The sequence below is a fragment of the Pedobacter sp. MR22-3 genome (genome assembly GCF_026240075.1).
Classification (GTDB): Bacteria; Bacteroidota; Bacteroidia; order Sphingobacteriales; family Sphingobacteriaceae; genus Pedobacter.
In genome coordinates this window covers 144,563-161,336 of the sequence record NZ_JAPIVF010000009.1, presented here as the reverse complement: position 1 = coordinate 161,336, position 16,774 = coordinate 144,563, and the positions used below count along the sequence as shown (strand labels likewise).

Here is a 16,774-nt window from a genome sequence, read left to right as displayed (position 1 = left end):
GGTTGCCTTTACAGCCACAGGGAAAGATTTCTTAGCGATGTGTTCCATGTTCCCAGCCATATTCAGTGCAATTTCAGAAACTTTTCTGCATTCTTTTTCCTGTATCTTTTGAAGTACTGAAATGACTGTTAAGCTTTTGTACCTGCAATAATAACTACGATTGCCCCTTTATTACCTTTTTCTGCTTTGTTCGTGATGAGAATATAAAGCTCGCCATGGGATAGGCTGGTTTCATCGTTAATGCTGACTGTAGGTTATTAATTTTTTCAGGGTGAATGTGATGGTATCAGGAATTCTACTTTTAACTGGTCTGAATTTAGGGAAATGCACACATGGAAAAAAGTGGTGCCCAAAGCAATCAAATCTAAAAAAAAAATAAAATCCCTGCAAATTGTTTGGTTTGCAGGGATTTGAGATTGGTTTTGTGGAGCCGAAGGGAGTCGAACCCTTGTCCAGTTGTGAGATAAATTATACCTTCTACATGCTTATTTTTCAATTAATTTTCGAATGATAAACGGGCTGAAAACCGACCTTGTTCATCACCTTAGATACTTGATCTCACTTTAAGTCGTATCTCCTTAAAGCCAGCTTTGTTGTTTCGATGCCCCGGAATCTAACCCAACAATGCAACAGTCAGAGGGACAAAAGCTATCTAATTCTAAATTAGGCAGCTAAGGCGTAAGTGTTTTCGCCAACTAAAATGTGATCGTTCACTTTAAGTGCTCTCCGAACAACGCACTGCATGCTAACATAACCTTCGCCACCCTGTCAAATCCAAGAACGGCCCCGGTTTAGGTCTAAAGTCTAAAGTCTAAAGTCTAAAGTCTAAAGTCTAAAGTTGAAAACCTGGTTGCAAATGTACAAAAAAAATGCCAAATACAGCTGTAAACTGCTATTTGGCATTTATTATAAAAACTGTAAACAGAAATTGTAAACTAAATTGTCCTTCCTGGATATTCCTTTAAGGCTATTTCCAGACAATCCATTGCGGCATTTAAATCACTTGTATTTAACACATAAGCCATGCGAACTTCCTGTTTTCCAGAACCCTTGGTAGAATAGAAACCAGTTGCTGGCGCCATCATTACCGTTTGGTTTTCATGTGTAAAATCTTCTAAAATCCATTGGCAAAATAGATCCGCATCATCAATAGGAAATTTGGCCACCACATAGAAGGCGCCACCCGGATTAGGACAAAAAACACCGTCAATTTGATTTAGACGGCTTACTAAAGTATCACGACGTAATGTATATTCGGTATTTACCTTTTCGAAATAACTATCAGGCGTATCCACAGCGGCCGCACCGGCAATTTGTTCCACCATACCAGGACTTAATCTGGCTTGTGCAAATTTTAAGCCCGAAGCAATCACAGCCTTGTTTTTGGTGATTAAACAACCCAAACGCGCACCACAGGCACTATATCTTTTAGAAACGGTATCCATAATTACTACGTTTTCTTCCAGCCCACCCAGGTGCATCGGTGAAATAAATTCACGCCCGTCATAGCAAAATTCCCGGTAAGCTTCATCTGAAAATAAAAACAGGTCATATTTTTTGCAAAGCATTTTTAAGGCTTCCAGTTCTTCCCTGGAGTACAAATAGCCTGTAGGATTATTGGGGTTGCATATAATAATGGCTTTCGTTTTTTCTGTAATAAGTTTTTCAAATTCAGCAATTGGAGGCAAGGCAAATCCATTTTCAATAAAAGATAAAATGGGTTTTACCACCACATTACTCATACAGGCAAAACCATTATAGTTCGCGTAGAAAGGTTCAGGAATAATAATTTCATCACCTTCATTCACGCAGGTTTGCATTGCAATCGTAATGGCTTCTGATCCGCCTACCGTTACCAGGATGTCTTCCGGTGTAATGCCATATCCCAGTTTGTTATAATATTCCGCAAGCTTTAAACGATAGGCTAGTGTTCCCTCTGAAGGTGTATAAGCCCAAACATTGAAATCAATATTCTTAATAGCATTCAGCATGCCTTCCGGCGTTTCAATATCCGGCTGACCGATATTTAAGTGATAAACTTTCTTACCATCTCTTTTTGCTTGATCAGCATATGGTGTTAACTTTCTGATTGGTGAAGCAGGCATCTGCGCCCCCTTAAGTGAAATCTTTGGCATGGCACAAAAATAAAAAAGTCCCGATGATTATCGGGACTTTAATTACAATATTTATTGAAAAATTATTTCGAACTGGCCGCAACGGTTTCACCTTTAATATAAAGTACTTTTATAGGTGTTTTTGCATTTGAAGTTAAAGTTACCGCTTTTGAAAATGCAGATGGACCTGCAGCAGCATTAAAAGTTACTGAAATTACACCGGTTTCACCTTTTTTAATAGGTGTTGAAGTGTATTTAGGAACAGTACAACCACAACTTGCCTCAGCTTTACTAATGATTAATGGTTCTTCTCCAACATTCGTGTATTTAAAATCGAAAGTTACCGGTTTACCCATCGGAATTTTACCAAAATCATGGGTTTCTGATTCAAATTTAAAATCTGCAGGTTTTGATTGCGCATTGGCAACCACACCAAAACCTAAAACGAAGGCGAATAATACTAAGATTTTTTTCATGTTATATTTGAAATTATTTTTTTAAAATTCTTAAAACAAATTTAATAATTTCAATCTAAAACAAAAACTATTCCAATTATATTTTGCTCTTCCATATATAATTTTACAATCGAACTTTAAGGCAAGCTTTTAATTTTGCATATATTTGCCAGAACCAATATTTGATTATGATGCAGAATGAAAAATTTATAACCAATTCTATTGATAATTCTGAGCTGACATTTGGAGATTTTAAAACCATCGTATTGAATGATTATAAGATCGCCTATGAAAGCAGGCAAGCTAGTGTATTAGGTCGCAGGGAAGTGTTAACAGGAAAGGCTAAATTTGGCATTTTTGGTGATGGTAAAGAGGTGCCACAAGTGGCCATGGCAAAGGTTTTCAAAAAAGGAGACTGGCGCTCAGGTTATTACAGGGATCAGACTTTCGCCTTTGCAACAGGTATATCTACCATCAAAGAGTTTTTCGCACAACTATATGCAAATCCGACAAATGGTGCCGATCCTTTTTCAGGTGGAAGGCAAATGAACTGTCATTTTGCAACTAAATCCATAAATGAAGACGGATCATGGAATGACCTAACACAGATCAAAAACTGTTCTTCAGATATTTCGCCAACAGGCGGACAAATGGCTCGTTTGGTTGGCCTGGGATATGCTTCCAAGCTCTTCAGAAACAATAAGGAACTCGATTATTTAAAGCATTTTTCCGTGAATGGTAATGAGGTCGCCTTCGGTACCATCGGTAATGCATCCACCTCTGAAGGTGTTTTTTTTGAAGCAATAAATGCGGCTGGTGTACTGCAGATACCAATGGCCATATCTATCTGGGATGATGCTTACGGAATTTCGGTGCCGGCAAAATACCAGACCACTAAAGAAGATATTTCTGAAGTCCTTAAGGGTTTCCAGCGTAATGCTCATCAACCCGGATATGAAATTTATAAAGTAAAAGGCTGGGATTACCCTGCTCTATGCGAAGTTTACGAAAAAGCCATCCAGGTTTGCCGGGATGAGCATGTGCCGGTAATGATCCATGTTACAGAACTCACGCAGCCACAGGGGCATTCTACATCTGGTTCTCATGAAAGGTATAAATCAAAAGATCGCCTGATCTGGGAAAGCGAACATGACTGCCTCTTAAAGATGCGGGAATGGATGCTCGATTCTGCCATTGCAACGGATGAAGAAATATCAGACATTGAGAAAAAAGCAAAAATATTTGTCCGTGATGCGCAAAAAGAGGCTTGGAATGAGTTCTTGGACAGCATTAAACCGGAACAGAAAGCAGTGATCGATCTCATTGGCGGCCTGGCCAAACACCAGCCGGAATTAGCCAGGATAGGTGCGCAATTGGCGGCAACGGCTGATGCACAGCGAAGGGAAGTATTCAGTGCTGCACGTAAGGCCATTCGTTTATCAGCTAAATTTAATACCAGAGAACGTGAAGACATACTGGCCTGGTATAAAGACCAGGAAGCTTTGAGTTTCGAGCGGTATAACTCTAAACTGCATACAAATGGATTGGAAAGTCCGGATAAGATTACCGTAGTTGATGCGGTATATGATGAGCTTTCTAAAATGGTAGATGGGAGAGAAGTGCTTAATGCCTGTTTTAATGAAAACTTCGCACGTGATCAGCGATTGGTGGCGTTTGGAGAAGATTTAGGGAATATTGGTGACGTAAACCAGGGTTTCGCAGGATTACAGGCCCGTTTTGGTGAACTCAGGGTAAATGATACAGGCATTAGGGAAATGACGATCATGGGGCAAGGCATTGGGCTTGCCATGCGTGGTTTAAAACCAGTTGCCGAAATACAATATTTAGATTACCTGATTTTTGCCTTAAATGTTTTAAGCGATGATTTGGCCTCACTTTCTTACCGGACTAAAGGGGTTCAAAAGGCACCGGTTATTGTAAGAACACGGGGCCATCGCTTAGAAGGTGTATGGCATTCAGGGTCACCAATCAGCATGTTACTGGGTTCATTAAGGGGGATGCATTTATGTGTGCCAAGAAATATGACTCAGGCTGCCGGCATGTACAATACTTTATTCAGGGCTGATGAGCCCGCTGTGGTGATTGAGTGCCTGAACGGCTATCGGCTGAAGGAAAAATTACCCAGCAATGTTGGCGATTTTACGGTACCGCTAGGCAAGGCAGAAGTGCTGGAAAAAGGTTCTGATATTACAGTAGTATCATACGGATCAACTTTAAGGTTGGTACAGGAAGCCACAGAAGAACTGGCCAATTTTGGCATTTCCGTAGAAATTGTTGATCCTCAAACTTTATTGCCATTCGATTTGGATAAAGTATGTGCTACCTCACTGGCTAAAACCAATAAACTTCTGGTGGTTGATGAAGATGTTCCGGGAGGTGCTTCAGCTTATATCTTGCAAAAAGTACTGGAAGATCAGAATGGTTATTTTACTTTAGATGGAAAACCAAGAACATTATCTGCCAAGGCACACCGTCCGCCTTTCGGATCAGATGGCGACTACTTCAGCAAACCATCTGTAGATGATATTATCGAAACCATTTATGAAATGATGCATGAAACCCATCCGGACCAGTTTCCTGCGATGTATTAATGCTGTGATCTGTGAAGATGGATAGTTGAATAGCGTAATAAAAGTTGCTATTTAAATTCTAATAATTGATGTAATTTAGGGTAAAATAGATACCTTAGACGAGGTTATCTATCATTATCATTCCATTTGTATGTCTCATGTTATTGCCATTAAAAGCATAAAACGATCAGTTACCCCCAATTTTAAACTTTTTTAATTTTAGCACATTTTAGAAGTTGAAAAATATATTCGTTGATGTATTGTATTCCTGCTCAAAATTCTGGAAACAATGGCTTTTACTGTTCTTGCTGATTGTATTGCTTTTTAAGCTGGAAGGACATGCACAAAAGAAAAGTAATATTCAAAAGTTAGATAGCCTGTTGGTGCTGAATCAATCGCATTCACAGCTTGATTCAGTGAAAGTAAAACTCCTGGAACAGATTTCTAAAGTTTATCTTGGATTAAAGGATGCTGGTAAGTTTGAAGAATATACCGACAAAACTGTTGCCCTTGCACAAAAGTTAAAATTACGGAACATCTCTGGTTTCGCTTTGTATCGCCGTGGAAAATTTTATCACGGAAAAAGTATTTTTATAAAATCCGAAGAATATTATCGTCAGGCAATTGTTGAATTTGAACTGGCAAAAAACCTGGATATGGTTGGCGGAACCTATTTAAACTTAGGCGCTTTGTATGCTACAATTCCTGATTATGCAAAATGCCTGGAAGTTAATCAAAAAGCAATTGCCATTTATGAACAGCTGGGCAATGAATCCGATCTGGCGAGTTGCTATACCAATATTTCCAGTGTTTATCAGGATCTCGGCAACCAAAGTCAATCGCTGGTTTATCTGAAAATGGCACTTAAAATCTTTACGCGTGAGAATGAAGAGTCGAGGGGAGTAGCAGTCGTTAATGAATTAATAGGGACAGCATATTATGAGGCTAATCCGTCTGAACTGGAAAAAATGGGCATCCTTCCAAAGGATCGCTTGAACATAGCATTACAATACTATCAAAAGTCATTAAGGGTGGCCGATCTCTTAAATGATGAAAACATCATGTCATCCATAAGGAAAAGTATAGCTGATGTTTACAATGAAATGGGTAAAAAAGACCTGGCCTTAATCACCTATCAGAAAGCCATTCAAATTGGTAAAAATCTGGATGATAAATTAGGCTATGTAGATTGTCTCTATGCTTTAGGAAAGTTTTATCAGCAACAGAACGATGATGCCAATGCGTTAGCCCAATTTACGGAAAGCTATAAAATGGCTGATGAAAATAACTTTACAGACCAGAAGAAAAATGCGGCACTTGGTTTAAGTGATACCTACTATCAATTAAAAGACTATAACCAGTCGCTTAACTTTTATAAACAATATGTTGTGCTGAGGGATCAGATTTTTAATGAAGATAAAGAGAAAGAAATTACCAGGCGACAAATGCAAATTGATTTTGACTTCAAAGAAAAAGACTATCGCTATAAGCAAAAGATAACAGGAATAGAATTGCAGAAACAGATGCTCCTGGCCAGGCAGCAGCAACAAGAACTCTATGTAAAAAAGCAACAGCTGGCCTTAAGTGATCAGGAAAAAAGTCTGCAGCGACTTACTTTTTTAAAAAGACAGTTAGACCTGCAAATTGCCCAAAAAAATCAAACGGAGAAATTTGAACGAGCCAAACTCCAGTCCAAGTATGAAACCTCCCTTAGAGACAAGCAAATATCAAAACAGGAGCAACAGATCCGGTTCGACTGGCGAATCAAGATTTACCTTAGCATTGGGATTGCGCTCGTTCTGTTTATTGCAGCCATTATCTATTATAATCAGCGTAAAACCGCCCGTTTAAATAAGGTTATTAATCTGCAGACACTGGAGCTTCAGCAATTAAACAGGGTAAAAGACAAAATTTTTAGTGTGGTCAGCCATGATATGCGTACGCCGGTAAATGCCTTAATTTCATTTATTCAGCTATTGGAAGGAGGAGCTATTGATCAGGATAAACTCACCAGATATGCCGCAACTTTAAAAACCAATCTGAGTTATACTTCAACCATGATGGAGAATCTTTTAAATTGGGCAGCCAGCCAGATGCAGGGATTTCATCCTGATATGGAAACTTTGAATATCCATCAATTAATTAGTGAGATAATAGATGCTGTGCTACACCATGCGGATGCCAAAAATATAAAAATAGAAAATAATACTTCCCCGGATATAAAGTTTAAAGCTGATGCCAATATGCTTTCGCTGATCGTTCGGAATCTCGTAAGCAATGCCATTAAGTTTACACCCAGATACGGAATGATCAGCATATCAGTTAAAAGTTCAGACGATGAAGTGTATCTCCTTATAGCTGACAATGGCACCGGTCTTAGTGTCCATCAATTGGAACATTTTAATAAAACGGGTTATCAGGGAGCTGGAATCAGCACTCCGGGTACAGAAAAAGAAAAGGGTACAGGCCTGGGATTAATACTTTGCAGAACATTTACTGAACTGATGGGCGGAAAAATTAGTGCCGCTAAAAATAATCCAGCAGGTACAATTTTCACCATCACCATGCCTAAATAAATTAGATTCCGATGTCATGCAGTCTCCGGTTTTTCGGATTGTATTTCGTTTTTATTTTATAAATCTGGACAGGATTTTTTGGTCTATCGCATTTTCAAGTAAATGCTGGCGGTTGGCTGCACTAATCGGAACCACGAAATCATGAGTCAGATGTACTTCATGATTGGTTAAAGTAATGATGTGATTTTTATTGATCATAAACTGCTTATGAACCCTTGCAAAATAATGTTCAGGAAGTTGTTTCTCGAGATTTTTCAAACTCACCAGTATGACATGCATCTCATTTTTAGTAAATATTTTGGAAAAATCGCCCATACTTTCCATATAAATCACCTCATCATATTTTAGCTTGGTGATGCCTTTGGTCTCTTTAAAAAAGAAATGATCATCTTGATTAGCCGGGGCGTTGTAAACATTTTCGTTTACATGACTTACTTGTTTTTTTAATTCGAGGTATTCTATGGCTTTGTTCGCTGCCTTTAATACCCTTTCAAATGTAGCAGGTTTTACCACAAAATCGATAGCATCCACCTCATAGCTTTCAGCCGCATACTGGCCATGGGCAGTAATAAATATGAATAGAGGTTGTTTTTTGATGCTTTTTAATAAACCAATTCCTGAAAGCTCAGGCATATCAATATCCGAAAAAACAATGTCTATGCTGGTTTGTGATAAGATACCAGCGGCTTCCATGCCATCTTTACAAACTGCTAAAATTTCCAGTTGTGAAATTTTTCGGAGGTGCATTTCCAGGGCATCTCTTTCAATCTCATGATCATCAACTACAAGGCATTTATACCGCATTTGGATAGATTTATTTAAATATCAGAATAATACTTTAGTGTATATCTGTTAAATATAAATCAAATTAATGGATCAAAGTCATTGTAATCATACGTTTTCTGTGCACTGATTAATTTTTATGCTTTTTATCACCGGTATATTGTTTCTCACCAGCTTTTATTTCTACCGGAAGATCATTTTCTTCCGGTGGTACAGGACAACGATAACCATCGCTATAAGCGCAATATGGATTATAAGCTTTATTAAAATCAATCTCGATTCGATGATTTTTAATTTCTTTTTCGCTTAAATCAATATACCTGCCACCGCCATAAGTCTCCTTTTGATTGGTTTGATCTGTAAAAGGCAGAAAAAGTAAATACTTATAAGCCGGATTAGCAGCCAGTGCTATATTTTTATAGAGCGTTAACGTTATTGGCGTTCCGTTTAAATTAAAGCTGACTTTAGCAAAACGATAAAATTCTTTACTGGTACCATCATAAGTAGGCATTTTGAAAATCTTTTCATTTTTTAAGATATCTACTTTGGCCATGACTTTATACATACTGTCTGCCTCATAAAAATGAAGATGTTGCAAATCACTTTCTTTCAAAGGTGAATTTGATTCTTTGATAAAATCCTGTTTGTAGCTATCGCGATGTTTGGCAATCTGCCCGGAGTAGGATTGAGCAAGTGTGTTTAAGCTGATGAAGAGCAGTAGGATGGGGAGGATTTTCATACTTTGTTAATTATAAATTAAAATTGCCGTCATTGCGATGCACAAAGCGACCTCTCTTGCTAAATAGATTGCTTCTTGCATCGCAAGAACAACATAATATTAGATAATACTCATTTTATTCCTTAAAAACTGATCAGCTAAAACCAAAGCGGCCATGGCCTCGACAATCACCACCGCTCTAGGTACCACACAAGGGTCGTGTCGGCCTTTTCCTTTAATTTCTGATGCTTCACCGGCAGCATTAATGGTTTGCTGACTATGCATAATCGTAGCTACAGGTTTAAAAGCAACTTTGAAGGTAATGTCCATCCCGTTTGAAATGCCGCCCAGAATCCCTCCGGCAAAATTGGTAGTTGTGATGAAGCCCTTTCCATCAGGGGAAGGGTTTGGGATGGGGCGGTCGTTATGTTGTGAACCTCTTAATTCACTTCCGGCAAAGCCTGAACCGTATTCAAAACCATGAACTGCATTGATGCTTAACATTGCTTTGCCCAAATCAGCATGTAATTTATCAAAAACCGGCTCACCCAAACCAGCCGGGCAACCCTTAATTACACAGCCGATTTTACCGCCTACGGTATCACCATCTTTCCGGATGGCGTCAATAAATTCAATCATTTCATGTGCAGTTGCCGGGTCGGCACAACGTACAATATTCTCTTCCCTGACTTCCAGTAAAGCGGATAAGTCGTTACTTTCTAAATTTGGTGCCTCAATGCTTCCTACTGCGGTAACATGTGCAAAAATTTCAATGCCTTGCTGTTTTAAAAATAATTTGGCAATCGCACCAGCTGCTACGCGTGCAGCTGTTTCCCGTGCTGAGGAACGCCCGCCACCACGGTGGTCGCGAATACCATATTTGGCATCATACACATAATCGGCATGGCTGGGACGATAAACATCCACATTGTGCCCGTAATCTTTTGATCGCTGATCCTCATTCGGAATTAACAATGCTATTGGTGTTCCGGTACTTTTCCCCTCAAAAACGCCTGATAGAACCTGAACCGTATCGCTTTCCTTTCTTTGTGTGGTAATTTTCGATTGACCGGGCTTTCTCTTATCCAGTTCCGACTGAATAAAATCCATGTCAATACCCAATTGCGCCGGACAGCCATCAATAATTACCCCAATCGCTACGCCATGAGATTCGCCAAAAGTGGTGATGCGAAAAAGTTGTCCGAATGAGTTGCCTGCCATATTATTTTAGATTGATGATTTAGATTTGAGAAGTTAAACAGGAGATATGAGATTTTCTGTCCAAATTTCATTCAAATCTGATTAAATTTTAATTGTTCATTAACACTTTTATATGCGTAAAGTTAGACTTTAAGGTATTGCGAGGTTCTCATTTCTCAAATATCTTTTCTTATATTTCCTTTACGTCAAAGCCTGCCTTTTTCAAATCTTCCCAGAAATGAGGATATGATTTTTCTACCACCTGCATGTCTTCAATCTCCACTTCGCTGATTAATAAAGCAAGGGGAGCAAAAGCCATAGCCATCCGGTGATCTTCGTAAGTAGCTACTGTAATTTTTTCAGGGAAATGAAGTTCATCCGTATTCAGTGTATAAACTAAATTATCTTCCGTTAACGTTACCCCAATCTTGGCCAGTTCATTTTGTAAGGCAGCAATGCGATCCGTTTCTTTAATTTTTAAGGTTTCCAAGCCTGTAAAAGACATGTTTTTTCCTAGGACAGCTGCAATAACAATGACGGTTTGAGCCAAATCAGGGCAGGTTTTCAAGTCCAGTGCCTGATTGGTTTCCAGGGATAAGCCCAGGTTGCTGATGGAAATTCCTTTTTCAGTTTTTTCCGTGGCAATACCAAAAATCTTCATGATTTTTTGAATCTGGCTATCGCCCTGCAAACTTTTATCTTTCAGGGCCGGTAAAGAAATTTCAGCCTCATCAGCCAAAGCGGCAATGCTGTACCAATAAGAAGCAGCACTCCAGTCTGGCTCCACAATAAGGGTTCCTGCCTTAAAAGCTTGCGGTTCAATGGTAATTGAATTTCCAGTCCATGAATGTTGAATCCCCACTTCTGCAAGCATATCCAAAGTCATGTCTACATAAGGTCTTGATGTCAGTTCACCTTCAATTTCTAACGTTAAGCCTTGCGGAAGGATAGGGGCAATCATCAATAGTGCAGAAATATACTGACTGCTGATATCACCTTTGATTTTCACTTCTGCCGTTTTCTGGTTTAATGGGCCATTGATATTTAAAGGCGGAAAACCATCAGATTCAGCATAAGAAATATCAGCACCAATGGTTTTAAGTGCCTCTGCTAAAATACCAATCGGACGTTTTTTCATACGTTCGGTTCCGGTTAACAAAAAATTTCCGTTTTTTGCCGATAGATAAGCAGATAGAAAACGCATTGCTGTTCCTGCTGGGCCAACGTCTACCAGTCTTGAGTCTTCAGTTTTGAGTTCTGAGTCTTCCCTCAATGCGGTTAAGATTCCATCAAGCGTAACGGTATCTGCCGCATTGGATAAATTATCAACCTTAACCAGTTTGTTGCTTAAAGCGCTAATAATCAGCGCTCTGTTGCATTCGCTTTTCGAACCTGTTAACTGGATTTCCGTATTAATATTCTTGGTTCCTTTAAAAGAAACTAAGGCGTTTTTCGACATTTTATTCTGTTTTATTCTCAACAGGTTGTTTTTGGATCATTGTCATGTTGAGCCTGTCGAAACACCTGCTAAAAAGTTCTTCGACAAACTCAAAATGACAATTCGCAAGATACAACGCCATTATTTTATTTAAATTATCATTGTGATCTGCCTCACAATGATATGGTACTTTAGACTTTGGTCTTTAAGCTTTGGACTTGACACCCTCCAACTTTAACCTCCCAGCCTTTGCCATCATTAAGCTTTTATCTCGTTATGTTGTTCAGCAGCAATACCTTTATCTGCTTTACCAGCATTCATAATTTCAGTTTGCTTGCGGATCGATTCACCGTGCATCAATTCTAAGAATTTTTCAGTGAAATTTAAGTCTAATTTTAAAGCTTTTGCAAAAGCATGGCCTTTTTTAATGATGGCATCCCAACGGTTCACCTGTAAAATGGTTACCTGGTTATCGCGTTTAAACTCACCGATTTTCTCCACGATGGACATCCGTTCTGCTAATTTTTGCAATAAAATATCATCAATTTTATCAATTGATTTACGTAGATCCGCTAATTTATCTGCAAAGGCTTCGTTTGGTGCTTCTGGTTCACGTACAGTTAAACGATCAACCAATTCTGCTAATGCAGCCGGCGTAACCTGTTGTTTGGCATCTGTCCAGGCTACTGATGGATCAACGTGAGATTCGATCATTAACCCCTGCATATCTAAATCCAACGCTTTCTGAGCAATGTATGGGATTAATTCACGGTTACCACAAATGTGACTTGGATCATTGATGATAGGCAATTCAGGACATAAAGTTTTCAATTGAATTGCCATTTCCCACATTGGTTCGTTACGGAAAGAGCTTTTCTCGAAAGAAGAGAAACCACGGTGAATGGCTCCGATTTTGGTAATACCTGCGCCATTAATCCGCTCGATAGCACCAATCCAAAGCTGTAAATCAGGGTTAACCGGATTCTTAATTAATACAGGTACATCATGACCTTTTAAAGCATCCGCAATTTCCTGAACTGTGAAAGGATTTACAGTGGAACGTGCACCGATCCAGAGGATATCTACACCAGCAGCCAAGGCTTCTTCCACGTGTTTTGCATTTGCTACTTCTACAGCTGTTGGTAAGCCCGTTTCTGCTTTAGCGCGTTTTAACCATTCTAAACCAATGCTTCCGATACCTTCGAATTCTCCCGGACGGGTGCGTGGTTTCCAGATACCAGCTCTCAATACCGATACTTTGCCGGTTGCAGCCAATAAGTGTGCCGTAGTTAATAATTGCTCTTCTGTTTCTGCACTGCATGGTCCAGAAATAATAAGTGGCTCGTTGTTGACGTTTAACCAGGTGTTTAAGGGTTGGATGTTTAAATTAAGTTTCATGATTTGGGGCTTGTAATATTTTATAATTCGATTGTTTAATTGTTGTATTGATTTATTATTGAGTCGTAATTCGTAAATCTAAAATCGTAACGCTGTCAGACTTTATCGTTCTTTTGATATTCGCCGAGAATATTAAAGTTCGATGTATATTTTAGGGCTTTTCTGATTGCCTTATCATATTTTTCTGTGCTTGGCCATTCCAGGTCAACGTAAAAGTAATATTCATTTCGTTTACCCAATACCGGCATAGATTGTATTTTTGTTAAGCTTACCTCTTGCTCTGCAAAAATATTTAAAACGGTTGCCAGAGAACCTGCTTTGTGACCCACCTGAAAACAGATGGATGCTTTATTGATTTTTTTACCTTCGTCTGTTTTGTCCTTTTTAAGGATCAGGAAACGGGTGTAATTTTTCTTGTTTGATTCTACACGGCGCTCTAATATGTTTAAGCCGTAAAGTTCAGCAGCTAAACTATTAGCGATGGCCATGGTATCCGTCAGTTTTTCTTCCTGAATCCGTTTGGCACAGGCAGCAGTATCATTGCTTTCTACAATTTTAATATGCGGATAATCGTAAAAGAAATCGATGCACTGGCGGATGGCAATAGGGTGAGAGGTTACGACTTTAATGTCCTCAAATTTTACACCTGGTAAAGCCATTAAGTGCAATTGAATGGGCAAATAAACCTCACCAACTACAGAAAAGCCGTAATCACGAATCAAGGTGTAGTTTGGTAATAAGCTCCCGGCAATGGAATTTTCGATAGCCATAACCACGAAATCTGCTTCGTTTTTCTCCAGCTTATCACAGGTTTCTTTAAATGAGTTGCATTCTACAGTTCCGATGTTTTTACCAAAGAATTTGTAGGCGGCTTCTTCATGAAAAGATGCTTTAATACCTTGAATTGCTACTTTTTTTGTCGTTTCCATTTTTGCATAAAACAAAAAAGTCCCGGCTTTTTGCCGGGACTTTTTTATACATTTTAATATTGTTATCTATCATTTTGCATATTAGCCCCGGCTCTCACTAAAATAGTAAAAGTAACCAAAGTAATATGTGTTGAATAATTTCATTTTTCTTTTTGAATGAGCCAAATGTAATAACAAAATTTAATTTGTCAATAGTAAATTGAAAATAATTTGAATAAAATTTAATTTTGTTTAAAAAACATCTGCCTATCCCGTTGAACTTAACGTTCGTTGCTTTTCATTGAAGTCTTTAATGTTATCATTTTTCTGATTTTGATTTTCCTTCGCTTCAGCCTCATGTAATTCCTGCTGCATGATTTTAGCGATCTTGGTACTGCCATCATGGCTCCATCCTGGTGGATTAAAGATATATTTCAACTTATCCATAAAGGTTGGGGCCTTCTTAACATCGGCGGATAAAGCAATAAATTCATGGAAAATAATATTAACCGGTCCCATGTCTTCTGGCTGAGAAGTTAAGCCGTATTTAATTTTATCTTCAGGTAATTCTGCCTGGAAGGTACCAAACCACCTGTCCCAGAGAATTAAAACCATCCCCATGTTCTTATCCAGGTAACGTACATTGCTGGCATGATGAACGCGGTGGTGTGAAGGCGTTACAAAAATATATTCATACCATTTAGGGAAATTGATTTGATATTGCGTATGAACAAGATTTCCGTAAATCTGCGTTACGAGGTAAGCGAAAAGGATATCCATCGCCGTGAAACCCATAAATGCCAAAGGCAAATAGAAAAATACGCGGTATAAAGGCTCAAAAACGGTTGAACGAAAACCTGTGGTTAAATTAAAATGCTCTGATGAGTGGTGCGTAACATGCATGGCCCAGAAAAAACGGACATAATGACCCACTGTATGCAGGAACCAATACAGAAAATCCTGGGCTAAAATCAGAATCAGCCAGTAAATCCAGAAATTTGATATCTGAAACAAACGGAACTGGTAGCAATATTCAAGCAAAAAGAATGTTGCAGTTTTCATACCCAAATTAATGATTACAGCTGCTGTCATCAGGTATATATTGTTCCAGGTGTCGCGTTTCGTATATAATTTTTTGTCGTGCGCATAGCTAAAATACATTTCAACCAATGTCAAAATGATTACAAAGCCAAATAATCCGCCTACAGAAATATCACTTCCGGTAAATGTCATTTTTATAAACTGTTATAATAATCCAAACTGCTTAAAATATCGGCATTGCTTACACGGCAGTTAAACGCGCATTTGCCTGTTGTTTCTAAAAGTGAAAATAAAATGTTTCCATCTTCATTCTTTTTATCACTTTGCATTAATTCCAGAAGTGTTTCAAAGCTTTCCTTTTTAATAAGATATTTTGGATATAAAGATAAAATGTACTCGCTGATATCTTTCAGTTCTTCTTTGGATAATCCACTGTTTTTGATGGATAAAGCGGCCTCGCAAACAAATCCAATAGCAATGGCTTCACCATGTGTTAGTGGATTTTCATCATTTGCCAGCGAATAACTTTCCACCGCATGGCCAATGGTATGACCGAAATTTAAAATCTTACGCAGATTTCTTTCATGCGGATCAATGGTTACCACTTCATTTTTAATTTCCACCGAACGATAAATGTCTTCAGCCGAAGGATTTAAATAATCAGTTTTTTTTAACTTTTCATAGTAAGCTTTATCATAAATCAAACCATGTTTGATCATTTCGGCAAAACCCGATAATAGTTCACGCTTCGGCAGTGTTTTCAGAAATTTCGTTTCAATGAAAACCATCTGCGGCAGGGTAAAAGTGCCCACCATGTTCTTCACGTTATCGATATCAATGCCGGTTTTGCCACCAACTGATGCATCCACCTGCGATAGCAGGGTAGTAGGAACGTTGATAAAATCAATACCACGTTTATAGGTCGAGGCGATAAAACCTCCCATATCGGTGATGACACCACCACCCAGGTTAATCAGCAGGCTCTTACGGTCGGCCTCAAAATCTAGCAGGGTTTTCCAGATGCCAATACAAAAATCGATGTTTTTGTTTTCCTCTCCTGCGGAGGTTTCAATCAGGTCAAAGTCTGAAAAATCATCCATCATCGATTGAAAAACCGGTAAACAAATTTCACTGGTATGTTCATCAGCAAGAATAAATACCTTGCTGTATTTGTTGCTTTCTAAAAGGTTTTTTAAGGCATCTAAATTACTTTCGAAATAAAGTGAATGGCCTGCGCTGCTTAAAGTTTCCATCATACGACTTCGATTTTATCTTGTTCAAAAGTGATGATATCGCCAACCCTGACTTTATAACGCTTGCGAAACTCTACTTCACCATTACATTTTACTAATCCATCCATTACGGCAGCCTGAGCATCTCCGCCGGTGCCCACCAATCCTGTCGCCTTTAACAACTGGATTAATGGAATAAATTCGCCATCTAATTTGAATTGTATCATTTTGTCACAAAAATACGATTATTTACAGGTTTTTAGTTTTAACAATGGATGCTTTTTATAATTTTGCATCCAACTGACTTATTACATAACTAA

At 38.6% G+C, this 16,774-nt stretch carries 13 protein-coding genes and 1 other RNA gene; 2 read left to right on the top strand and 12 right to left on the bottom strand.

All coding sequences use genetic code 11. The annotated features are described in order from the left end of the window. Positions 1-422: 422 nt before the first annotated feature. From ssrA to OQ267_RS21275, 3 genes are all read right to left on the bottom strand, one after another. Positions 423-788, bottom strand: a transfer-messenger RNA (tmRNA) gene (gene ssrA / locus OQ267_RS21285). 147 nt (positions 789-935) lie between these two features. Then, positions 936-2,135: a pyridoxal phosphate-dependent aminotransferase gene (locus OQ267_RS21280; RefSeq protein WP_265837979.1), complete on the bottom strand. Its 1,200-nt coding sequence runs from the start codon at positions 2,133-2,135 to the stop codon at positions 936-938. Between the two features lie 62 nt (positions 2,136-2,197). Then, entirely contained in the window at positions 2,198-2,590 is a 393-nt protein-coding gene (locus tag OQ267_RS21275; protein WP_265817315.1) for a DUF1573 domain-containing protein, read from the bottom strand. Positions 2,591-2,757: 167 nt separating this feature from the next. On the opposite strand from OQ267_RS21275, the gene OQ267_RS21270 reads away from it, so the two are divergent. Together OQ267_RS21270 and OQ267_RS21265 are read left to right on the top strand one after the other, a co-directional pair. After that, entirely contained in the window at positions 2,758-5,181 is a 2,424-nt protein-coding gene (locus OQ267_RS21270) for an alpha-ketoacid dehydrogenase subunit alpha/beta (RefSeq protein ID WP_265837978.1), read from the top strand. A 215-nt stretch (positions 5,182-5,396) separates the two neighbouring features. Continuing rightward, positions 5,397-7,736, top strand: a complete 2,340-nt coding sequence (locus OQ267_RS21265; RefSeq protein WP_265837977.1) for a tetratricopeptide repeat protein — start codon at positions 5,397-5,399, stop codon at positions 7,734-7,736. A 51-nt stretch (positions 7,737-7,787) separates the two neighbouring features. Here the strand turns inward: OQ267_RS21265 and OQ267_RS21260 are convergent, their stop codons facing one another. From OQ267_RS21260 to OQ267_RS21220, 9 genes are all read right to left on the bottom strand, one after another. Beyond that, positions 7,788-8,540: a LytR/AlgR family response regulator transcription factor gene (locus OQ267_RS21260; RefSeq protein WP_265817318.1), complete on the bottom strand. Its 753-nt coding sequence runs from the start codon at positions 8,538-8,540 to the stop codon at positions 7,788-7,790. Between the two features lie 109 nt (positions 8,541-8,649). Continuing rightward, positions 8,650-9,258 carry a DUF1684 domain-containing protein gene (locus tag OQ267_RS21255; protein WP_265817320.1) on the bottom strand — a complete coding sequence of 203 codons (609 nt, stop codon included), beginning with the start codon at positions 9,256-9,258 and terminating at the stop codon, positions 8,650-8,652. A gap of 99 nt (positions 9,259-9,357) precedes the next feature. Further along, positions 9,358-10,458, bottom strand: a complete 1,101-nt coding sequence (aroC, locus tag OQ267_RS21250) for a chorismate synthase (protein WP_265817322.1) — start codon at positions 10,456-10,458, stop codon at positions 9,358-9,360. 169 nt (positions 10,459-10,627) lie between these two features. Further along, positions 10,628-11,896: a 3-phosphoshikimate 1-carboxyvinyltransferase gene (aroA, locus tag OQ267_RS21245; RefSeq protein ID WP_265837975.1), complete on the bottom strand. Its 1,269-nt coding sequence runs from the start codon at positions 11,894-11,896 to the stop codon at positions 10,628-10,630. A 237-nt stretch (positions 11,897-12,133) separates the two neighbouring features. Continuing rightward, positions 12,134-13,273 (bottom strand): chorismate mutase, encoded by a 1,140-nt coding sequence (locus tag OQ267_RS21240; RefSeq protein WP_265837974.1) that lies wholly within the window; start codon positions 13,271-13,273, stop codon positions 12,134-12,136. A gap of 95 nt (positions 13,274-13,368) precedes the next feature. Then, positions 13,369-14,202, bottom strand: a complete 834-nt coding sequence (locus OQ267_RS21235) for a prephenate dehydratase (RefSeq protein ID WP_088300639.1) — start codon at positions 14,200-14,202, stop codon at positions 13,369-13,371. Between the two features lie 246 nt (positions 14,203-14,448). After that, a complete protein-coding gene (locus OQ267_RS21230) occupies positions 14,449-15,414 on the bottom strand; it encodes a sterol desaturase family protein (RefSeq protein ID WP_088300638.1) in 966 nt (321 codons plus the stop codon). A gap of 2 nt (positions 15,415-15,416) precedes the next feature. Continuing rightward, entirely contained in the window at positions 15,417-16,475 is a 1,059-nt protein-coding gene (gene aroB, locus OQ267_RS21225) for a 3-dehydroquinate synthase (protein WP_265837987.1), read from the bottom strand. Next, the gene (locus tag OQ267_RS21220; RefSeq protein WP_088300637.1) at positions 16,475-16,681 is read right to left on the bottom strand and encodes an RNA-binding S4 domain-containing protein; all 207 of its coding nucleotides are present in this window, start codon (positions 16,679-16,681) and stop codon (positions 16,475-16,477) included. Before OQ267_RS21220 ends, aroB begins: the two co-directional genes overlap by 1 nt. Positions 16,682-16,774 lie beyond the last annotated feature (93 nt).